This window comes from Sphingomonas sp. NPDC092440, assembly GCF_044754985.1.
In the GTDB taxonomy this organism is placed as follows: Bacteria; Pseudomonadota; Alphaproteobacteria; order Sphingomonadales; family Sphingomonadaceae; genus Sphingomonas.
Genome location: NZ_JBIVQA010000032.1, coordinates 1 through 4,898 on the forward strand (window position 1 = coordinate 1; position 4,898 = coordinate 4,898).

Annotated in this window: 7 protein-coding genes and 1 pseudogene; 6 read left to right on the top strand and 2 right to left on the bottom strand. The window is 62.0% G+C overall.

The features are described from left to right. The 5 genes and pseudogenes from ACIQCS_RS23840 to ACIQCS_RS23860 form a co-directional block, all read left to right on the top strand. Positions 1-597, top strand: a pseudogene (locus tag ACIQCS_RS23840) (MFS transporter); the annotation flags it as partial. Between the two features lie 79 nt (positions 598-676). Further along, the gene (locus ACIQCS_RS23845) at positions 677-1,114 is read left to right on the top strand and encodes a DUF411 domain-containing protein (RefSeq protein WP_007683347.1); all 438 of its coding nucleotides are present in this window, start codon (positions 677-679) and stop codon (positions 1,112-1,114) included. Between the two features lie 383 nt (positions 1,115-1,497). Beyond that, entirely contained in the window at positions 1,498-1,761 is a 264-nt protein-coding gene (locus tag ACIQCS_RS23850; protein WP_004212689.1) for a type II toxin-antitoxin system RelB/DinJ family antitoxin, read from the top strand. Beyond that, the gene (locus ACIQCS_RS23855; protein WP_004212690.1) at positions 1,748-2,029 is read left to right on the top strand and encodes a type II toxin-antitoxin system YafQ family toxin; all 282 of its coding nucleotides are present in this window, start codon (positions 1,748-1,750) and stop codon (positions 2,027-2,029) included. The genes ACIQCS_RS23850 and ACIQCS_RS23855 overlap by 14 nt, the downstream gene beginning before the upstream one ends. Before the next feature lie 365 nt (positions 2,030-2,394). Continuing rightward, a complete protein-coding gene (locus ACIQCS_RS23860) occupies positions 2,395-3,096 on the top strand; it encodes an SDR family NAD(P)-dependent oxidoreductase (RefSeq protein WP_237751663.1) in 702 nt (233 codons plus the stop codon). 80 nt (positions 3,097-3,176) lie between these two features. Here ACIQCS_RS23860 and ACIQCS_RS23865 read toward each other — a convergent pair whose 3' ends face one another. Further along, positions 3,177-3,548, bottom strand: coding sequence for a hypothetical protein (locus ACIQCS_RS23865; RefSeq protein ID WP_030541630.1), 372 nt, complete (start codon positions 3,546-3,548; stop codon positions 3,177-3,179). Here ACIQCS_RS23865 and corA point away from each other — a divergent pair. Continuing rightward, on the top strand, positions 3,547-4,515 hold the full coding sequence (gene corA / locus ACIQCS_RS23870; protein WP_047169236.1) for a magnesium/cobalt transporter CorA: 969 nt from the start codon (positions 3,547-3,549) through the stop codon (positions 4,513-4,515). The genes ACIQCS_RS23865 and corA overlap by 2 nt on opposite strands. Positions 4,516-4,574: 59 nt before the next feature. On the opposite strand, the gene ACIQCS_RS23875 is transcribed toward corA, so the two are convergent. Next, positions 4,575-4,868, bottom strand: a complete 294-nt coding sequence (locus ACIQCS_RS23875; protein WP_401531952.1) for a response regulator — start codon at positions 4,866-4,868, stop codon at positions 4,575-4,577. Positions 4,869-4,898: the final 30 nt, after the last annotated feature.

Sequence of the window (4,898 nt, forward strand, 5' to 3'; positions counted from 1 at the left end):
GCACCTTGCATCGATGGCGGAGACCTGCCCGCGCCTACGCTCGGCGCGACGTTGATCCTGCTTGTTATCACGATCGTCGCGGGCGGCGGGCTGGCGGCGATGCATGTCAATCTCCTGGTGACGCGGAGCGCCATTTCGCTGAGCCGCGAAGAGATCGCCTGGATGCTCAGTCTCTGCGGATTGGGCATGCTGGCGGCACAGATCTTCCATGCAAAGCTGGATTGGCTGGTCACTGTGCCGAGGCGGCTTGCCGGATTGACGCTGGGCCTGCTGGCTGTGGCACTTTTCATGTTTCCTGTCGCCGCGAGTATGGCCGAGCTCAGTGGGATCATCGTTGCTGCCGGCTGGAGCTCGGCAACCCTTCGATTGGTCACCAGCTTCTGGATCAGCGGCGGCGGGGCCCCTTCAGGCGTGAAGCTCGGTTTCCAGCATTCCGCCGCCAGCATCGGGCAGGCGCTCGCGCCGCTGGCGATAGCCATCGTCGCTCCCGGGGCGCAGCCGCTCGTTCTGTGGGGGATTGGTGGTCTATCGCTAGCGCTGCTTGTGTCCCTGCCGCTAGCCTGGAGGCCGCCCGCCATCGTAAAATCATCTGCGTGATGAGGGGAGGGGCGCATTGATGCGTATAGAAAAGAAGGGGCCTCTGCCCCATGCTTATCGTTCTTCCGGGAGTCATTTCATGAAGACCCGCCTATTCGTCGCCTTGCTGTTCCTCGCCATGCCCGGCGTAGCGCTTGCGGCCAGTGATATCGTCGTCCACCGGGATCCGGGATGTGGATGTTGCGAGAAGTGGGCGCAGGCCGTGCGCGCGAAGCTGGGACGCAAGGTCGTCATGCGTGACGATGCGTCGCGCAGCGAGCTTCAGCGCAAGGCCGGCATGCCCCGGACGCTGGCATCTTGCCACAGCGCGATCGTCGATGGCTATATGATCGAGGGCCATGTCCCGATATCCGACGTCAAGCGCTTGCTGGCGACCCGTCCTGCGGGCGTCAAAGGCATTGCGGTTGCGGGGATGCCGATCGGTTCGGAGGGCATGGAAGTGGCAGGCGCTGCCCGCCAACCCTATACGGTGGTGGCCTTCGGCAGCGCCGGTCAGCGAATTTTCGCCCGCCATTGATATCGCGCGGTTTGCAGCATCCTGCAGAATTGCCCGGTGGTAGAGGCCCCGCTGTCGAGTGTAGAACCTTGTGTCAAGCGAGCTGATGGCGTCCCTACCCCTACCTACACTGAAAAAGCAACGATTTGTCTTGTAAGTTGTTCGCGGTCGTCTCCCTGATTTGCCTGAATTTGGCCCAAAATGTGGGAACGATTGTGGGACCGTTTGCCCACCGAAAGTGTGAGAACGGCCCCAACATTCCCGATCAGGGCCCCGAACCGATGGCACTCACAGCATTGAAGGTGAAAAACGCGAAGCCCGGTCGCCATGTCGATAGCCGGGGCTTTGCCTGATTGCACTTTGCGTTCGCTTGCATTACATCGTCATGCAGAAAGGAAATCGACATGGCCGCAAACGCTCTTGTGCAGACCCGGATCGACGGAGCGGTGAAGGAGGAAGCCGCGACCGTGCTGGCTGCTATGGGGCTGACCGTCTCCGATGCCGTGCGCCTGATGCTGACCCGCGTTGCCCGCGACAAGGCCTTGCCGTTTGAACCGCTGGTGCCCAATGCCGAGACGATCGAGGCCATGAAGGAAGCGCGCGAGGGAAAGGGCAAGCGGTTCGCCACGGTGGTCGACCTGATGGCCGACCTCAATGCGGACGATTGAACGCTTCGGGCGGTTCAAGCGCGACTACAAGCGGGAGAAGAAGGGGCAGCACGCCAAGACGCTGGACGCTGACCTGATCCCGATCATCGAGGCGCTGGCATCCGACGAGCCGCTTGAACCGCGCCACCGCGACCATGCGCTGACCGGCGACTGGCGCGACCATCGCGATTGCCACATAAAGCCCGACCTCGTGCTGATTTACCGCAAGCCCGATGACGACACCTTGCAGCTTGTGCGCTTGGGATCGCACGCGGAATTGGGTTGGTGACGCCCGCGCATGGCGAGCTTATACGTTTGTCGGGTATGTCAGCCAGAGGCACGATTACGGGTTAGGTGTGATCAGCGAGCATCCGATGCCAACAAGCTTTTGCAGAAGACATCAATCGCAGAGATGCATTCGGCAGGCGCTGCTTGAAACAAAAATGAGGGCCATAAATCACTTTCACCCTCAAATTCTGACAAATTTGCCGTTAGTTCACGACTGGTGAGCGAGAAATGAGCCGATCGCGTTGGGCTTGAAGAGCCGACCGCTCGCTCCACCGTCGTGACCCCTACGTTGATGACCGGCGGATGCTGGCCCGGTAGACGATGCTGCCGAGAGCGACGACGACGCCCATGATCGCAAAAGATTCCATGCTCGAATGGCTCAAAAGCCAGATCGTGAGAAGGAACGTCACGGTCAAGGACGATATTGCTGCGGTCGTGGCCCGGGCGCAGGCGCGTCGACCCGTCGATATTCTGGTCAACAACGCCGGCGGCGGCGTGATCGGCGCCACCGAAGAGATGTCGGACGCCGAGGTCGAAGGCCAGATCGCGCTCAATCTCATGGCGCCCATCCACATCACCCGCGCCTTTGTCCCCGCGATGCGCCTGCGCGGGAGCGGCCGGATCATCCAGATCTCCAGCGCCAGCGGTCAGGGCTCGCTTCCGACGAGCAGTCTCTATCATGCGGCCAAATGGGGCCTGGAGGGCTTCAGCGAATGCCTCCGCCAGGAGCTTGAACCCTTCAACCTGTTCGTGACGCTGATCGAGCCGGGTGGCGCGCGCACCAGCTTCAGCCACAACCTGCAATTCGCCAGCGAGATCGCCGCCTATCGCGATACGCCCGCCGGCGATATCCGCAAGATGTTCGAGACCGCCGGAAACGAGCTCTACACGCTCGACCCGCAAAAGATCGCGCAAGCGATCGTCGATGTCGCAACCAGCGACCATCCGCCGCTGCGCGTGACTCTGGGGGGTGACGCTTTCGGCGTTGTCCAGGCGGCGCTGCAATCGCGGCTCGCCTTTCTGCAGTCCCAGGAAGCGCTCGCGCGCTCGGTCGCTTTCGACAGTTGAGCTTTCCCGTCTTCCAGCTTTCGTCTCCGCGCGGTGCGATGCGCCTCACCGGGGCCCGGCAACCCCTGTCGTCAGCGCCGCTATCCGATACTTAGGTATAGCCATCCGACACGATTGCCGAAGCGCCAAACGGGCAATCGCTTGGTACCATCGCAAGAGAGGACGAAGCCCTCGCGGTCGCCAATCAAGGGTGCGCGGACCTTCGCAGTCTGCGTGCCCTTGATTTGGCAGCGCGCCGCCCAGCCACGCGCGTCATGAACGGGAGCGGCCTTCTGCGAAACCCAACGCTCCGCCGCTTTTTCTACAAGCTCTCGCTCGAATTGCTGCGCGCCGCTTTCTTCTTCCTGCGACTGGGCTTGAAGAATGAGGCGCGTCTGCTCGTGCGCGCGTCTCAATGGGCCAGGCACACGGCTTCCGGTCGCCGCCGCAGTGGCGGCACCGGAAAGTGCCATGAGCGTCGTCGCCGCCTTTCTTTATCACGAGGGCAAACGGCTACGGCCGGTGACCCTGATCGATCCGGCGTGCGAGCATATCGCCAAGGATGACTTTGTGTGGATCGGCCTCTCCCAGCCCACCGAGACAGAACTTGCCGACATCGCCGGAAATTACGGCCTTCACCCGCTTGCCGTGGAAGATGCCGGCAACGGCCACCAGATTTCCAAGCTCGACGTCTACGGTGACCAGTTGTTCATCGTCGCCAGGACGGCACATCTTGAAGGCGATCATATCGCCTACGGCTCCACCGCGATTTTCCTGGGCAAGAGTTTCCTGATCACCGTTCGGCAGGGTTCGGCACGTTCGCACAGCGAGCTTCGCGCGCATCTCGAAATCACGCCCGAGCTGCTGCGCGAGGGCCCGGACTATGTGCTCCATGCCATTCTGGACTTCATCGTCGATGGCTATTTCCCGATCGTCGAGGCGATCGAGGAGGACGTCCTCAAGATGGAGCAGCGCATGCTTGCAGCCTTTCTCACCCGCGAGGAGGTGACCCGGATTTTCACGCTGCGGCGTGAGCTCGTCCGCTTCCAACGCGTGCTCGGACCCATGCTCGAGGTCGGTCGCAAGCTGGTGAACCTGCAGCTTCCGCGGCTTGATGAGGCCTCCAAACCCTATTTCCGTGATTTGCTCGATCACATGCTCAGGGTTGAGAGCGCCATCACCGGCATCCGCGACATCCTGATCTCGGTGTTCGAGGCGAGTCACCTGCTCGAACAGCAGCGCCAGGGTGCGATCACGCGTCAGCTTGCCGCCTGGGCCGCGATCCTCGCGGTGCCTACCGCGATTGCCGGAATCTACGGCATGAATTTCGAGAATATGCCCGAACTGAAGACGCAATGGGGATATTTCGTCATCCTCGGCGTCATCGCTGCGGTCTGCATCGGACCCTACATCCGGTTCAAACGCAGCCACTGGCTTTGACGTCGCTGACCGCTTTCCACATCGCGCGGGCTGAGGCCGCTGGGGCAGGCCGCCATAACTCAATGCTTTCGAAGCGTCTCGGCGCGGTGCCGGTCCAACGCATCGAGCAAAGCCCTGCCGATCAAAGGCTTTGCGAGAACGTGATCGAAGCCCGCCTCGGCGGCCCGCGAGGCCAGCAGCGTGTCGTGAAAGCCTGAGATCATGATGGCGCGTCCCGACCATCCGATCTCGCGAAGGTGACGCAGCATCGCGAATCCGTCGATGTCGGGCATGCGATAGTCGAGGATGACGCAGTCTGCTTCCTTCGCGCGCGGGTCGGCCAACAGCGCGTGGCCGGTGGTATCTCCCCACACAGCTTAGCCGCGCGATCTCAGCAGCAGCTG

What these genes read in the sequence shown, in the direction of transcription:
- ACIQCS_RS23845 (WP_007683347.1), top strand. Translation starts at nt 677, where the DNA reads ATGAAGACCCGCCTATTCGTCGCCTTGCTGTTCCTCGCCATGCCCGGC.
- ACIQCS_RS23850 (WP_004212689.1), top strand. Translation starts at nt 1,498, where the DNA reads ATGGCCGCAAACGCTCTTGTGCAGACCCGGATCGACGGAGCGGTGAAG.
- ACIQCS_RS23855 (WP_004212690.1), top strand. Translation starts at nt 1,748, where the DNA reads ATGCGGACGATTGAACGCTTCGGGCGGTTCAAGCGCGACTACAAGCGG.
- ACIQCS_RS23860 (WP_237751663.1), top strand. Translation starts at nt 2,395, where the DNA reads ATGCTCGAATGGCTCAAAAGCCAGATCGTGAGAAGGAACGTCACGGTC.
- corA (WP_047169236.1), top strand. Translation starts at nt 3,547, where the DNA reads ATGAGCGTCGTCGCCGCCTTTCTTTATCACGAGGGCAAACGGCTACGG.
- ACIQCS_RS23865 (WP_030541630.1), bottom strand. Translation starts at nt 3,548, where the DNA reads ATGGCACTTTCCGGTGCCGCCACTGCGGCGGCGACCGGAAGCCGTGTG.